The sequence below is a fragment of the Paraburkholderia sp. RL18-085-BIA-A genome (assembly GCF_046027075.1).
In the GTDB taxonomy this organism is placed as follows: Bacteria; Pseudomonadota; Gammaproteobacteria; order Burkholderiales; family Burkholderiaceae; genus Paraburkholderia.
In genome coordinates this window covers 72560-87265 of the sequence record NZ_JARESU010000002.1, presented here as the reverse complement: position 1 = coordinate 87265, position 14706 = coordinate 72560, and the positions used below count along the sequence as shown (strand labels likewise).

Here is a 14706-nt window from a genome sequence, read left to right as displayed (position 1 = left end):
GGCTTGCCGAGCCTGCACGCTACGCGTTGGCCTGTTCGCGCCCGCGCAAATGCATCGCCGCAACCAGTCCGATGACGAGCAGCGTGCCGACGAGTCCCGCGACGCCATTCCATCCGTAACCGGCCCAGACATGGCCGCCGTACGAACCGATCACGCTCGAACCGATGTAGTACGCGAGCAGATACAGCGCGGCCGCTTGGCCCTTTGCGTCCCTGGCAAGGCGTCCGACCCAGCCGCTCGCCACCGAATGCCCGGCAAAAAAGCCGAAGGTCACGCACGCTATGCCGGTCGCAATCATGGCGAGGGGATGCAGCATTGTGAGAGCGAGGCCGAGCACCATCAACAGCAGACTGCCGGTCAACACGCGAGCGCGGCCGAACGTGTCGGCCATGCGCCCCGACCACGGCGACGCGACCACGCCGGTCAGATACACGACAAAGATCGCGCCGATCTCCGTCTGATTCAGGTGATAAGGCGGCGCGAGCAGCCGATAGCCGATGTAGTTGTACAGCGTGACGAAGCTGCCCATCAGCACGAAGCCCTGCAGGAACAGCAACGGCAATCCCGGCCGCATGAACTGCCTGAGCAGCGCGGTGCGATGATGCGCGAAGCCGAGCCCGCGACGCGGCACGAAGTGACGCGACGGCGGCAGCAGCGCGCGAAACGCGAGCATCGACAACAGACCTAGCACGCCGATCGTGCCGATCGCCACGCGCCACGAAAACAGATCCGCGACGACGCCGGTGATCACGCGCCCCGCCATCCCACCGATCGCAGTGCCGCCGACGTAAAGACCCATTGCGAGACCGAGCCCGTCCGGATGCACTTCCTCGGCGAGATAGGCCATCGCGACGGCGGGCACGCCGCCGAGCGCGAGACCTTCGAGCGTGCGCAGCACGAGCAACTGATGCCACTGCGGTGCGATCGACACGCCAATGGTCAGCAGGGCCGATACCGTGAGTGACAGCGTCATCGGCTTGTGACGACTCCAGCCTTCGGAGACGAAGCCGGCGACGAACACGGCGAGCGCGAGCGCAGCGGTGGTGAGCGAGAGCGACAAACTGCTTTGAGCCGGCGTGACGCCGAACGCCGCGGAAAACGACGGCAGCAATGGCTGCACGCAATACAGCAACGAGAAGGTCGCGTAACCGGCAAACAGCAGCGCGATGCTGGCGCGCCAGTATGCACGCGTGCCGCGTTCGAGGTACGGAATGTCGGACACGGTGGAGGCGTGGGAAGAGGCAGGTGAAGAAGGAACAGCCGAGGTAGCAGTCCGGTGGGATTCCGGCGGCGGGGTCACGAGAAAAATCTCCTTGGGGAAACGCGACATGCAGAAAAGGAGTTAAGGATACGCTGAAATAGACTCGCAGAACGGCGCGCCGCGCAGCGCCGCACGCTGCTTTTTTCCTCGCGGTGAAACCAATGGCCGAAACCGATAGTTGAAATCGGCAACTACCCGTGCGCGGCCGCATCGCTGGCCGGCGCGGACGGATGCACGATCTGTTCGTCGGTCGGTAAGTCGGATGCATTCCAGCCGCCGCCCAGTGCTTTGACCAGCGCAACACTCGCGGCCATCCGGCGCCGTGCGATCGACACCGCGTTGCGCTCGTTGGTAAGCGCCGTCGTTTGCGCGACGACCACATCGAGATAAGTGATCGCGCCGTTTTTATAGCGGTCCGATACGACCGCCAGTGCGCGCTGCGCGGCGGCCACCGCGTCGTCCTGGGCGGCGGCTTCCTGTTCGAGCACGCGTAGCGCGGCGAGATTGTCCTCGACCTGGCCGAACGCGCTCAGCACTGTCTGCCGGTATTGCGCGACGCTTTCGTCGTACTGCGCGCGCGCCTGTTCTTTCACTGCTGCGCGTCCGCCGAAGTCCAGCAGCGTGCCCGCGAGCGTCGGCCCGAGCGACCACAACCGGCTCGGCGCGAGCAGCCACTGGCTGTAGTTGGTTGCTTCGAGCCCGCCCGTCACCGACAGAATCAGGTTCGGGAAAAACGCCGCTGTTGCCACGCCGATCTGCGCGTTCATCCCGGCGACCTGTCGCTCCGCGGATGCGATGTCGGGCCGTCGTTCGAGCAACGCGGACGGCACGCCCGCTTCCGCCACCACCGGCACGGCCGCGAGCGGCGCAACCGGCAGCGAGAAAGTGGACGGTGTCTGGCCGATCAGAATCGCGATCGCGTGTTCGAGCTGCGCGCGCTGCACGCCGAGGTCGAGCGCTTGCGCCTGAGTGGTCTTCAACTGCGTCTGCGCTTGCGCGACATCGGCGTCGGTGGCGATGCCGCCGGCATAGCGGTGCTGCGTCAGATCCAGCGCTTCGCGGTAGGCCTTGATCGTGTCGTCGAGAAGCTGGCGCTCCTGATCGAGTCCGCGCAGTTCGAAGTAGTCCGTCGCGAGTTCGGCCTGCATCGACAGGAGCACAGCTTGCGCGTCGGCGGCGCTGGCCTGCGCCTCGGCTTTCGCGCCCTCGACGCTGCGCGACACGCGGCCCCACAGGTCCGGTTCCCACGAGGCGTCGGCTTGCACGAGGTAGTCGTTCAGCGTGAGGCCGGCGGTCGATTTGTGCAGCACGTTCTCCGAGGTCCGCGCGCGCGAATACGTTGCGTTGGCCGTGACCACCGGGAAGAAGCTCGACCTGTATTGCGCGACCGTCGCGCGGGCGGCGCGAAAGCGCGCTTCGGCGGCTTGCACGTTCTGGTTTGCGTTCGCGACCTGCTGTTCGAGTACGTCGAGCGATGGGTCTGAATAGATGCTCCACCACGCGCCGCGCGTGAGCGTGTCGGCGGGTTGCGCGGGCTTCCAGCCGGTGCCTTCGAGTTCCTTGTAGGTCGCCGCGGTGGTCGTGGGCGGCTTCACATAGTCGGGGCCGACGGTGCAGGCGGCGAGGGTGACGGTGAGCGCGAATGTCGAGGCGCGCATGCTGGCCAACGCGGAGCTACGCACGAACCCGCGCGCAGGAAGACGAATGGTCGCGGCCGCCGGTCGCGGCGTGACTCTGCGGCGCAAGGCTCGCGCGTTCATGACGATGCCCTCACAGATGGCTGCGCGCTGGCGTGAATGGTCGGCGATAAGCTGGCCGATGCTGAGGGTGAAGCGTTCACGGTTTTCTCGTCGCTTGCCGCCGCACTGGAAGCACCCGTTGCATCTTCGCCCTTCGCCGCCGCACCGGAAGCGCCCGCCGCACCTTCGCCGCCAGCCGCCGAACCCGACGCTCCGGCCGCCGCCCCAGGAGCCCCTTCCGCCCCTTCGGCGTTACGCGGCACGATCCGCACCGGCGCGCCATCGACGATCGAGTCCTGCGGATTCAGGATCACCTGCTCGTCGCCGCGCAAGCCGGACGCGATCGCGACTCGGGTGCCGAAGTCCGTCCCGAGCGATACCGGCAGCAGCTTCACCTTACGTTGCGCATCGACAGTCGCGACCTTCACGCCATCCGGCCGGAACAGCAACGCGTTACCCGGCAGCGTGAACGGCGCAGTGCCCGCGCCCAACGCGAAATGCACCTGCGCATACGCGCCAGGCAGCAACTCCCCATTGCGATTGTCGACATCGACTTCGACCAACATGGTCCGCTGTTGCTGATCCACGGCGCCCGCGGTGCGCGCCACCGTGCCCGGATAATGGCGCGACGGCACCTCGGTCAACGTGAGAAACGCCGTTTGCCGCGCGCGCACCTGCTGCGCGTAGGCCTGTGGCACGTTCACATAAACGCGCAGCCGATCCGCCTGCGCGACATGAAACAGCTCCTTCGCCGGGCCGCCCGCGCTGCCCGCGTCGATCAGCGCGCCGACGTCCACGTTGCGCGCGGTCACCGTGCCGTCGAACGGCGCGTAGACCTTCTGGAACGACTGCGTTTTCTCCAGACGCGCGACGTTAAAGCGCGCGGCGTCGAGCGTGGCCTTCTTCGCGAGCATGTCGCCGACCTTCTCGTCGGTCTCCTGCTTCGACACAGATTTGCTCTTCAGCATTTCAGTCCAGCGATCGGCGGTGCTTTTCGCGAGCGCATAGTTCGCGTTGGCATTCGCGAGATCGGCGCGGGCGGCGCGCAGTTGATCGTCCACTTCTGGCGTGTCGATTTCTGCGAGCAACTGGCCGCTTTTCACGCGCGCGCCGATGTCGGCGTACCACTTCTTCAGATAGCCGTTGGTGCGTGCGTAGATCGGCGTGTCGAGAAAGGCCTGCACGTTGCCGGGCAGCACGAGATCGAGCCCAGCCGACGACTTCTGCGGCCGCACGACTTCGACGCTCATCTGGCTCGCATGCTCGGCATCGCGTTCGAGCGCCGCGTGCGCGGTGTGACGCGACCAGATGCCCTGAGCCGCGAGCGCGATCACCACCAAAGCCGCCACGACGATGAGCCAGCGCGCGCGCTTCGCCTTCGCGGGATCGCGCGCGCTGCCGGAACCGTCTGGACGTTGTGCTTCCATCAAACTTCCCCTGTGAGATTGCGTGGGCAGTCGACGCTGCCTCTCTTGTTGCATGCGTTGTTGCATGTCATACATGCCGCGCGCCGCGTCATGGCTTGTTCACCACGTGCTCGGCCGCCCGCTGGCGCCGCGCCGCGAGCCGCCGGTAGATCATCGAGAACACCACCGGCACGAAGATCAGCGTCGCGACCGTGCCGACCGCGAGGCCGCCGATCACCGCGCGCCCGAGCGGCGCGTTCTGCTCGCCGCCTTCGCCGAGACCGATCGCCATCGGCACCATGCCGATCACCATCGCGAGGGCCGTCATCAGCACCGGACGAAAACGCGTGAAGCCGGCTTCGATCGCTGCGTGCGTCGCGTCGCCATGTTCGAGCAGGCGTTCGCGCGCGAAGCTGATGACGAGAATCGAGTTGGCGGTCGCAATGCCGATGCACATGATCGCGCCTGTCAGCGCGGGAATCGACAGCGTAGTGCGCGTGAGGAACAGCATCCACACGATGCCCGCCAGCGCGCCCGGCAGCGCGGTGATGATGATGAACGGATCGAGCCACGACTGGAAGTTCACCACGATCAGCAGATACACCAGCAGCACCGCGAACACGAGACCGGCGAACAGGCCCGCGAACGAATCGTTCATGGTCTGCACCTGGCCGCGGATTTCGATGGTCGAGGTTTTGGGCAGTTCGGCGCGGGCGTCGTCGACGATCTTGCGGATGTCGTCGGAGACGCCGCCGAGATCGCGGCCGTCAGCGGTGCCGAAGATGTCGATGGTGGTCTGCGCGTTGTAGTGCGTGAGCACCGCATTGGCGGCTTCACGCTTCATGGTCGCGAGCGAGCCGAGAATATTGCTGCGGCCGTTCGCGTTCAACGGAATGTTCGCGAGCGATTGCAGCGAATCGATCGTGTATTGCGGCGCTTCCGTGATCACGTTGTAGCTGACGCCGTTGCGCGGATTCAGCCAGAAGGTCGGCGTGGTTTGCTGGCTGCCGGATAGCGTGATCAGCAGATTGCTCGCGATGTCGCGTTGCGAGAAACCCGCTTGCTGGGCGCGCGTGCGGTCCACGTCGATAAAGATGCGCGGCAGGTCGGCGGGCTGCTGGATGCGCACGTCGGCCAGACCCGGCACCGTGCGTAGACGGTTCAGCAGCGTCGCGGCGAACACGCGATTGCCGGCTACCTCGCGCCCGACGATCTGAATGTCGATCGGCGACGGCATGCCGAAGTTGAGCGTTTGACTGACGATATCCGCAGGCAGAAACGCGAACTGCACGCCGGGGAATTCGTCGGTGAGCGTGCGCCGCAATGTGCGCACGTAAGCGGCGCTCGGGTGATGATCGGGATTCAGCGTGATCAGCACGTCGGCATCCGAAGTGCCGATCGTGCCGGTGTTGCTGTACGAGAGGTTGATGCCCGAGACCGGCAAGCCAATGTTGTCGATGATCGAATGCAACTCGTCCGGCGGTATCAATTGACGAATCCTCGTATCGACCCGGTCGGTCACCACCGCGGTTTCCTCGACCCGCATGCCGGTTTTCGCACGCAGATGCAGCGCGATCGTGCCTGCGTCGACAGCCGGGAAGAAGTCGCGGCCGAGAAATGGCATCAGTACCATCGACGCGCCACAGCAGAGCAGAAATAGCGTCACGAACAAACCCGGCCGCGCGACGCGCGCTTCGAGAAACACACGATAGCGCTCGCGCAGGCGCGCAAAGCCGCGTTCAAAAGCGTAGTGCACGCGCATGAACGGATTGCGCGTTTGCGCCGGTGCGTGATGCAGGTCCGTCGGTTTGTGGTGATAGCGCAGCAGATATTTCGCGAGCGTCGGCACGAGCGTGCGGGAGAAGAAATACGAAGCCAGCATCGCGAACACCACGGCCTCGGCGAGCGGGATGAACAGATAGTGCGCGACGCCCGTCAGCAGAAACATCGGCACGAATACGATGCAGATCGACAGGGTCGACACCAGCGTCGGAATCGCGATCTGATGCGCGCCGTCGAGAATCGCCTGTTCGAGCGGCTTGCCCTGTTCCAGTTGCTGGCTGATGTTCTCGATCGCCACCGTCGCATCGTCGACCAGAATCCCGACCGCGAGCGCGAGCCCGCCAAGCGTCATGATGTTGATGGTTTCGCCGAGCATCGACAGCGCGATGATGGACGTGATCATCGACAGCGGAATCGACACGGCGATGATCAGAGTCGCGCGCCAGTTGCCGAGGAACAGCAGAATCATCAGACCGGTCAGGCACGCGGCGATCAACGCTTCGCGCAGCACGCCCTGCACGGACGCCCGCACGAACAGCGACTGATCGGCGACGGGGTCGATACTCAGCGACGCGGGCACGAGATTACGCAGCGTCGGCATCATCTTCTTGATGCGGTCGACGATCTCGAGCGTGGACGTGTTGCCGCTTTTGTTGATGGTCAGGAGCGACGCACGCTGGCCGTTCACGCGCACGATATTGGTCTGCGGCTGGAAGCCGTCGCGCACGTGCGCGACATCGCGGATATAGACCGTGCCGTTGGCCGTCGAGCGGATCGGAATGTTGTTCAGGCCGGCCAGCGAATCCGGGCTGCCGTTCATTTCCACCGAGTATTCGGTCGAGCCGATTTTCGCGGTGCCCGAAGGCAGGATCAGATTCTGCGCGGTGACCGCGTTGACCACATCGAGCGGCGAGAGATTGCGCTCCTGCAGTTTGCGCGAATCGATATCGACCATGATCTGCCGCTGCTTGCCGCCATAGGGCAAGGGCGCGGAAGCGCCGGGCACGGTGGCGAGCTGCGTCTTCAGGAAGTTGTTGCCGAAGTCGTACAGCTCCTGCTCGGTCAGCGACGCGGACGACAGCGCGAGCCGCAGGATCGGCACCGTCGACGCGTTGTAGCGCAGAATGAACGGCGGCGTGATGCCGGGCGGCAGCGAGCGCAATTGCGCCTGCGACAGCGCGGTGACTTCCGCGAGCGCTTCGTCGATATTCGCGTGCGGCTGAAAAAAGATCTTGATCACCGCGATGCCGTTCAACGAAGTCGATTCCGTGTGCTCGATATCGTTGACCGCCACCGACAGCCCGCGCTCGTAGTTGAGCACGATGCGCTTTTCGATCTCGTCGGCGGGCAGGCCGTTATACGACCAGATGACCGAGAGCACCGGGATGTCGATGTTCGGGAAGATGTCGGTCGGCGTGCGCAGAATGGTCAGCGGCCCGACGATCAGCAAAAGCAGGGCCAGCACGACGAACGTATACGGGCGCCGCAGCGCGAGACGAACGATCCACATGGCTAGCGCGCTCGCTCGAAACCACGGACGGCGACGCGCGCGCATTGATTGCCGCGGCTACGCGGAACACGGCGCGTGCCGCGACGGCAAGCGGACGCGGCGCGCGGATCGGGCGAATCGTCCTGACGGTGCACGTTTTTGATATCCCACCCCAGCAGGGTTTATGATGGTCTGGTTACGACGTTTTACGCCCAGATCATCGGTCGCGCGCAGCGTAATTGGAATAGGGCGAAACGACGGTTGAACAGCCTTTTATTCGCGCTTTTCAAAGCCCCGTAAAACGGGAACAATGACTCGAACCTCTCACGCGTATCACGCGCAGCAGATTGGGTGCGTACGCAACGTTAGCGGCGAAGCGGCGCTTTTATCATCACCTTGACCGGCATGAAATCACAAAGCCGGCTACGCGAGAAACGGGGAAATATCATGCAAATCGGTTCCATTGTCCGGTCGGTGCATATCGCCGTGCCGCAAGGCGCGCGCGGAATTGTCATGCGCATTCTTGGCGACATGGCCATGGTGGCGTGGTATGCCGGCGAACCCGGCGTTTCGCCGCACCTGAATACTGAACCCTTCTTCCTCGAAGACCTGATCGATACGGGCGAGCAGGTACGTCCGTCGAGCGCGCAGATACACTGAAAGCAATTTGATGCTGGGATGTGTGTAAGTTGTAATCACGCATTGTGAGCCGTCGCCCTCGTCTTTGACGGCGGCCCGGCGCACAATGCGGGCATGAACGACGACAATCTCGACTCACAGAACCAGGCGCACAGTGCCGTGCCCTTCGCCCGGCTCCAGCCGGAAATCGTGCTCGACGCGCTCGACAGCGTGCTCAGCACGGTCGGTGTACGCACCGATGGCCGCATGTTGCCGCTTAACAGCTACGAAAACCGCGTGTATCAGGTGGGCGTCGAAGACGGGCCGCCGGTGGTCGCGAAGTTCTATCGTCCCGAGCGTTGGAGCGATGCTGCCATTCTCGAAGAGCATGCATTCGTCGCCGATCTCACCGCGCGGGAAATTCCGGCAGTGCCCGCGCGCGAGCTGGAAGGCCGCACGCTGCATACCTTCGACGGTTTCCGCTTTTCGATCTTCGAGCGCCGGGGCGGCCGCGCGCCAGACCTCGACAGGCGCGACACGCTCGAATGGCTGGGGCGTTTTATAGGCCGCATCCACGCGGTCGGGCAGACCCTCGACTACACCGAACGTCCCACCCTCGACATCCACACATTCGGCTACGAGCCGCGAGACTTCCTGCTCGCGCAACGTTTCGTGCCCAACGACGTGCGCGCCGCGTGGGAAACCGTGGTGAATCTCGCGCTTGAAGGCGTTGAGCGCGCGTTCGAGCGTGCGGGCGAGATCCGCATGCTGCGCATGCACGGCGACTGTCATCCGAGCAATGTGTTGTGGACCGACGCGGGCCCGCATTTTGTTGACTTCGACGACAGCCGCATGGGTCCGGCGGTGCAGGATTTGTGGCTGCTGCTGCCGGGCGAGCGCGTCGAGGCGTCGCGTGCGCTGGCGGATCTGCTCGCCGGTTACGAGGACTTCTGCGAGTTCGAGCCGCGCGAACTGTACCTGGTCGAAGCGTTGCGCACGCTGCGGCTGATTCACTACCAGGCGTGGCTCGCGCGTCGCTGGGACGACCCGGCGTTTCCGGCGGCGTTTCCGTGGTTCAACACGCAGCGGTACTGGGAAGACCGCATCCTCGAAATGCGCGAGCAGATCGGCGCGATGCAGGAAGGGCCGCTCTGGCCGGTATGAGCCAGGCGTTGCCGTGCATCGTCGTAGCCTGCGCTTTCAAGGCGCCTGCGACGCCACACTCGACGATTCCACCAGCGTCGACTTGACGATCAACTCGGCGCGCACATCGCGCCCGATCGCTTCGATCGCGGGACGCATCCGCGTGAAGTCATCGGGGCGAATTTTCGCGTGCTCGACGTGCCGGAAGCGAAGCGAACCCAGGACCGCCCGTTTGCGCCGCGCGGATGTCGAGCGGCTGCCAGACGTTGAGATTGAGCAAAACACTTAATTGTGTAATGATAGTCGTTCTCAATTGAAAGGCAACGCCGGCGATTTGTCACATTTCTCCTCCTCTGTGACTGCCAGCCCGCCTCTCAACCGGACGGCCCGGACTCCAAGCTGGGTCGTCCGCCCTCCTTTTCAACACTTTCTTGACCGCTGCTGGGCGAGCGCGCGTTGGCGCCATGCGCCGGCAAAGGATTGAGCCGCCGCGCCTGGAGCCCGATGTGAACGCGCCTGAATCGATCGAAATGAAACCTGCCGCCGAGCGTGGCGCGCCCTACACCGTTCACGTGCCGGAACGCGGCCATCATCTGATGGACGACGCCGAGCGGGCGGTGCGGCGCCAGCGTTCGCGGCGCGCGACGTTCATCAAGTGGCTGCGCAAGGTGCATGGCTGGGTCGGCTTGTGGGGCGCGGTGCTGGGCTTGATGTTCGGTGTGACCGGCTTTCTGCTGAACCATCGGGGCGGCCCGCTGAAAGTGCCGACCGGCGAGGCGCAGGTCGAGGAAATGCAGATCCCCGTGCCGCAAAGGCCGCTGCATTCGCCCATGGAGATGGCGAAGTGGCTCAAGAGCGAACTGAATATCGACGGCAAGCCGGGACGGACCAAGCGTGAGCCGGCGCATCCGGTGGCGTGGGGCGATCGCAGCACGATGCAGCCGGAGCTGTGGCAGGTCGGCATCATGGGGCCGTCGCAAAGCGTGCAGGCGGAGTACTGGGTCGGCAACGGGTTCATATCGGTGAAACGCACGCAGAACTCGTTTCTCGCGACGATGAACAACCTGCACAAAGGCGTGGGCTTGAGCGTCGGCTGGGTGCTGTTGATCGACACGATCGCGGGCAGCCTCATCCTGCTTTCACTGACCGGCTTGCTGCTGTGGACCGAGCTGAATAAACGCCGCGTGGTGGGCGTCGTGCTGATCGGCGGATCGGTGATTGCGGCTGTGGTCTGCGGATTGATGTAAGCGGCCGGTTTGCGTCGCCGGGCCTGCGCCTCCGCCGCACCCGCAAACCTTCCATCAAACGCTACAAGCCGTCCCGCCTGATGCGGCGATCTCCCGTGCCGCCTTCGCGCCTTCGACCTGAAGCAGCGTAGGCAGCGAGACGCCGTTCTTGGCCGCCGTCACTTCGGCAAGAATAGAGACGGCGATCTCCGGCGGCGTCCGGCTGCCGATATAAATCCCGACCGGCCCATGCAGGCGCGCCAGTTCGGTCTCGTTCAGATCGAACTCCTTCAGCCGCTCGCGCCGCGCCTGGTTATTCCTTCTCGAACCCAACGCGCCGACATAAAACGCCGGCGTCTTCAGCGCTTCCATCAGCGCGAGGTCGTCGAGCTTCGGATCGTGCGTGAGCGCGATCACCGCGCAGCGCTCGTCGAGCTTCATGTCGAGTACGGTATCGTCCGGCATCGTCCGCACGATCTTTGTGCCGGGGATGTTCCACTCCTCGGTGTACTCTTCGCGCGGATCGCACACGGTCACCTGATAGTCGAGCCCCACCGCGATGTTGCACAGATAGCGCGACAACTGCCCCGCGCCGATCACCAGCATGCGGAAACGCGGGCCGTGGATCGTCAACAGACGCGCGTCGTCGAAATGCACGCCGTCGGTTGCCTGCGCATCGCCGAGTCGCACCGCGCCCGTCGTCATGTCGACTTCGCGCGCCACGAGGCGGCCGTTTTCCACTGCTTGGCATAGTTCGGCGATGCCGCTTTGCCTCGTCAACGGTTCGAGCACCAGCTGGATCGTGCCGCCGCAAGGCAGGCCGAAGCGATGCGCTTCTTCCGCCGTGATGCCGTACTTGACCGCTTCCGGCTGCGTCTGCTCGATGCCCCTTTGCCGCACGCGGTCGATCAGATCGTCCTCGATACAGCCGCCCGAGACCGAACCCACCACGAGACCGTCGTCGCGGACGGCGAGCATCGCGCCTTCGGGACGGGGCGACGAGCCCCATGTCTTGACCACCGTCACCAGTAGCGCGCGATGTCCGTCTTCCAGCCAGCGTGCGCTGGACTTCAGGACTTCGAGATCCACGCTGTCCATGATCTTTTCCTCTTCGTTGCATCGGCGTCGGACTCGGCGCCGGTAGTGTCATTCGATTCCGCGCCGGGCTGCGCGGCGGCAGCGGCGGCTGCGGTTGCTGTTGCCTCATCGCCGGCCTGGGCGGTTGCGCTGTCGCCGTCGCCTTCCCCGGTGAACTGAGCGCCGAAGCGCTTGAAGAACTCGCCCGCGATTTTACGCGCAGCGCCATCGACGAGCCGCGAGCCGATCTGCGCGAGCTTGCCGCCGACCTGCGCGCTCGCCGTATATGTTAGCTTCGTCGCGCTGTCGCCGTCGGCTTCGAGCATGACGCGCGCATTGCCCTTCGCGAAACCCGCTGCGCCGCCCTGGCCTTCGAACACGATGCTGTATGCGTTCGGCGCGTCGATGTCGGTCAGCTGCATGCGCCCCTTGAAGCGCGCCTTGACCGGACCGACCGCGGCGCTCAGCGCCACCAGATACGCGTTCTCACCGTCCGCGTCGATGCTTTCGCAACCGGGTATGCAGGCGCGCAGGATCTCCGTATCGTTCAGCGCTTCCCAGGTGCGCTGCTGCGCGATCGGCAGCGAGTGGGTTTCGGTCAATTCCATGACGATGCTCCTGCGGTTGTCGTGGCCGCCAAGCTCGGACGAGGCGCGCGCGTGAGTTGCGCGAGGTCGCGACCGAACGCAGCCAGACTGTCTAGATTATGAACCGGACGATGCGCGTCGACATACGGCAGGATCGCCTGCACGCCGCGCGCCTTCGGAGAAAAGCCGCTGAAACGCAGCAGCGGATTGAGCCATACGATGCGGTGCGCGAAGCGACGCAGGCGCGCCATCTCGGTGTCGAGCACGTCGATGGCTTCATGATCGAGTCCATCGGTGACGAGCAGCACCGTGGCCCTGCCGGTCAGCACGCGCCGTGCCCAGCGGCGGTTGAATTCGGCGAGCGCCGCGCCGATGCGCGTGCCGCCCGACCAGTCGACCGCCAGATCGGCGAGCGTCGCGATCGCCACATCGGGGTCGCGCTCGCGCAGCGCGCGCGTCGCGTTGGTGAGGCGCGTGCCGAACAGGAACACCTGCAAGCGTTCACGCGACTGCAACAGCGCGTGACAGAAATACAGCACCGCGCGCGAGTAGCTGCTCATCGAGCCGGAAATGTCGAGCAGCAAGACGAGTGGCGGCTTGCGCTCGACCGCCGCGCGATACTTCCACACCGTCCAGTCGCCGCCCGCGCGCACCGCGTGCCGGGCGCTCGCGCGTAGGTCCGCATGCGTGCCATGCGATGCGGCCTTCAGACGGCGCGTCGGCTCGGTCGCGAGTGGCAGCCGCTGGCCACGGATCAGATGACGCAAGGTACGCCATTCGTCGGCGGAAAGGGTGTCGAAGTCGCGATGACGCAGGCGCTCTTCGGCACTGAACGTGACGTGCGCGTGCAACTCGTGCTGTTCGGTTTCCTGCGGTGCGTTGCGATGCGGCGATGGCGGCACGCGTACCGCGAGCGCATCGGCGAGACGGTTGTTGCGTTTGGGCGGTGGCAGCCCGTCGCGGACTTTCGGCAGCAGCAGCGCGCGCAGCTTGCCTTCCCAGTCGGGGTCGCGCCAGAACAGGTCGAACGCGGCGTTGAACAGGTCGCGCTCGTCGGGCGCGGACACCAGCAGCGCGGCGAGAGCGGCGCGCACGTCGTCCCGACGGTCGAGCTCGATCCAGTGCAAGCCGGCGAGTGCGTCGACGGCTTGCGCGGGCGACATCGGCAAGCCCGCGCCGCGCAAGACGCGCACGAAATGGACGACGTTGCGGGCGAGCGTGGGGGTGTCGCCGCCGAGCGGCGCGGCGGGTGCGGCCGAGGTTGTGCTTGAGGTTCGCGCGCCTCTCAAATCCGCTTGTGGGTTCGAATCGGCGGCATCGCTATCGCTAGCATCAGTTCGGTTCGACATGCTCACTATCCCGGTGTCGCGAGACACTGCGCGATCTGCGCGGCATCCACGCGCGCCAGATCGTCCTGATACTTGAGCAGCACGCCCAACGTGTTCTGCACCGACTGCGGATCGAGTTCCGTCACCGACAGCGCTTCGAGCGCGCGGCACCAGTCGATCGTTTCGGCGATGCCCGGCGCCTTGAACAGATCCATGCCGCGCAGCCGATGTACGAAATCGACCGCCCGGCGCTGCAACTCGGCCGATGTGTGCGGCGCTCGCGCGGCGACGATTTCCAGTTCGCGATCGCGCTCCGGATAGCCGATCCATTGATACAGACAGCGGCGCTTCAGCGCATCGTGCACTTCGCGGGTGCGGTTCGACGTCATCACGACGAGCGGCGGCTGCGTCGCGCGCACCGAGCCGTACTCGGGAATCGATACCTGGAAGTCCGAAAGCAGTTCCAGCAGGAACGCTTCGAACGGCTCGTCGGCGCGGTCTATCTCGTCGATCAGCAGCACGCGCCGCGCGTCGGGGTGATTTTCATCCGGCATCAGCGCTTGCAGCAGCGGCCGCTTCAGCAGAAATTCGCCGCGATACAAGGTGTCGTTGTCAGGCCGGTCGCCCGCGGCTTCAGCCAGACGCAGCGCCATGATCTGCCGCGGGTAGTCCCACTCGTAGAGCGCGCTGGCCGTGTCGAGCCCCTCATAGCATTGCAGCCGCAACATCGTGGTGCCGAGCATGCCGGCTGCGGCTTTGGCGAGCTCGGTCTTGCCGACGCCCGGCTCGCCTTCGACGAACAACGGCCGCTCCATGCGCAACGCGAGATACAGCGCGGTTGCCAGCTCGCGGCTGGCGAAATAGCGCTGGGCCGCGAGTTGCGCGAGGGTGTCGTCGATCGAAGCTGGCTGCATGGTGGTCCTGAATCTGCGCGCGTGTTTGGCCGGTGAAACGTGACGCCCGCGAAGCGCGAAGCAGGCCGGCGCGCGTTGCGTCGCATGTTTGCTTGTTCGCGTGTATTGGCGAACGGGGCTGACGTGCTTGAAAAAC

Annotated in this window: 11 protein-coding genes; 3 read left to right on the top strand and 8 right to left on the bottom strand. The window is 65.0% G+C overall.

From position 1 onward, the window contains the following. Window positions 1-19: 19 nt before the first annotated feature. The 4 genes from P0D89_RS01785 to P0D89_RS01770 all read right to left on the bottom strand — a co-directional run bounded on the left by P0D89_RS01785 (window position 20) and on the right by P0D89_RS01770 (window position 7698). On the bottom strand, window positions 20-1300 hold the full coding sequence (locus P0D89_RS01785) for an MFS transporter (protein ID WP_408356617.1): 1281 nt from the start codon (window positions 1298-1300) through the stop codon (window positions 20-22). 152 nt (window positions 1301-1452) lie between these two features. Continuing rightward, window positions 1453-2919, bottom strand: a complete 1467-nt coding sequence (locus tag P0D89_RS01780; RefSeq protein ID WP_408356619.1) for an efflux transporter outer membrane subunit — start codon at window positions 2917-2919, stop codon at window positions 1453-1455. 98 nt (window positions 2920-3017) lie between these two features. Beyond that, window positions 3018-4427 carry an efflux RND transporter periplasmic adaptor subunit gene (locus tag P0D89_RS01775; protein ID WP_408356621.1) on the bottom strand — a complete coding sequence of 470 codons (1410 nt, stop codon included), beginning with the start codon at window positions 4425-4427 and terminating at the stop codon, window positions 3018-3020. A gap of 88 nt (window positions 4428-4515) precedes the next feature. Beyond that, a complete protein-coding gene (locus P0D89_RS01770; RefSeq protein ID WP_408356623.1) occupies window positions 4516-7698 on the bottom strand; it encodes an efflux RND transporter permease subunit in 3183 nt (1060 codons plus the stop codon). A 426-nt stretch (window positions 7699-8124) separates the two neighbouring features. Between P0D89_RS01770 and P0D89_RS01765 the strand changes: the two genes are divergently transcribed. The 3 genes from P0D89_RS01765 to P0D89_RS01755 all read left to right on the top strand — a co-directional run bounded on the left by P0D89_RS01765 (window position 8125) and on the right by P0D89_RS01755 (window position 10685). Next, window positions 8125-8337, top strand: a complete 213-nt coding sequence (locus tag P0D89_RS01765; protein WP_149668694.1) for a hypothetical protein — start codon at window positions 8125-8127, stop codon at window positions 8335-8337. 93 nt (window positions 8338-8430) lie between these two features. Then, on the top strand, window positions 8431-9459 hold the full coding sequence (locus P0D89_RS01760) for a serine/threonine protein kinase (protein WP_408356625.1): 1029 nt from the start codon (window positions 8431-8433) through the stop codon (window positions 9457-9459). Window positions 9460-9944: 485 nt separating this feature from the next. After that, complete coding sequence (locus P0D89_RS01755) at window positions 9945-10685, top strand: PepSY-associated TM helix domain-containing protein (protein WP_408356627.1); 741 nt, start codon at window positions 9945-9947, stop codon at window positions 10683-10685. A gap of 54 nt (window positions 10686-10739) precedes the next feature. Here the strand turns inward: P0D89_RS01755 and P0D89_RS01750 are convergent, their stop codons facing one another. From P0D89_RS01750 to P0D89_RS01735, 4 genes are read right to left on the bottom strand one after another with little or no spacing between them, the layout of a single operon-like run. Next, a complete protein-coding gene (locus tag P0D89_RS01750) occupies window positions 10740-11762 on the bottom strand; it encodes an XdhC family protein (RefSeq protein ID WP_408356629.1) in 1023 nt (340 codons plus the stop codon). Next, window positions 11735-12349 carry an SRPBCC family protein gene (locus P0D89_RS01745; RefSeq protein ID WP_408356631.1) on the bottom strand — a complete coding sequence of 205 codons (615 nt, stop codon included), beginning with the start codon at window positions 12347-12349 and terminating at the stop codon, window positions 11735-11737. Before P0D89_RS01745 ends, P0D89_RS01750 begins: the two co-directional genes overlap by 28 nt. Next, window positions 12340-13677 (bottom strand): vWA domain-containing protein, encoded by a 1338-nt coding sequence (locus tag P0D89_RS01740; RefSeq protein ID WP_408356633.1) that lies wholly within the window; start codon window positions 13675-13677, stop codon window positions 12340-12342. Before P0D89_RS01740 ends, P0D89_RS01745 begins: the two co-directional genes overlap by 10 nt. Before the next feature lie 5 nt (window positions 13678-13682). Continuing rightward, on the bottom strand, window positions 13683-14570 hold the full coding sequence (locus P0D89_RS01735; protein WP_408356635.1) for an AAA family ATPase: 888 nt from the start codon (window positions 14568-14570) through the stop codon (window positions 13683-13685). Window positions 14571-14706: the final 136 nt, after the last annotated feature.

Bases quoted from the DNA above. Each gene is read 5' to 3' on its own strand.
- P0D89_RS01740 (WP_408356633.1), bottom strand. From the start codon at position 13,677: ATGTCGAACCGAACTGATGCTAGCGATAGCGATGCCGCCGATTCGAAC.
- P0D89_RS01770 (WP_408356623.1), bottom strand. From the start codon at position 7,698: ATGTGGATCGTTCGTCTCGCGCTGCGGCGCCCGTATACGTTCGTCGTG.
- P0D89_RS01780 (WP_408356619.1), bottom strand. From the start codon at position 2,919: ATGCGCGCCTCGACATTCGCGCTCACCGTCACCCTCGCCGCCTGCACC.
- P0D89_RS01750 (WP_408356629.1), bottom strand. From the start codon at position 11,762: ATGGACAGCGTGGATCTCGAAGTCCTGAAGTCCAGCGCACGCTGGCTG.
- P0D89_RS01775 (WP_408356621.1), bottom strand. From the start codon at position 4,427: ATGGAAGCACAACGTCCAGACGGTTCCGGCAGCGCGCGCGATCCCGCG.
- P0D89_RS01735 (WP_408356635.1), bottom strand. From the start codon at position 14,570: ATGCAGCCAGCTTCGATCGACGACACCCTCGCGCAACTCGCGGCCCAG.
- P0D89_RS01745 (WP_408356631.1), bottom strand. From the start codon at position 12,349: ATGGAATTGACCGAAACCCACTCGCTGCCGATCGCGCAGCAGCGCACC.
- P0D89_RS01765 (WP_149668694.1), top strand. From the start codon at position 8,125: ATGCAAATCGGTTCCATTGTCCGGTCGGTGCATATCGCCGTGCCGCAA.
- P0D89_RS01760 (WP_408356625.1), top strand. From the start codon at position 8,431: ATGAACGACGACAATCTCGACTCACAGAACCAGGCGCACAGTGCCGTG.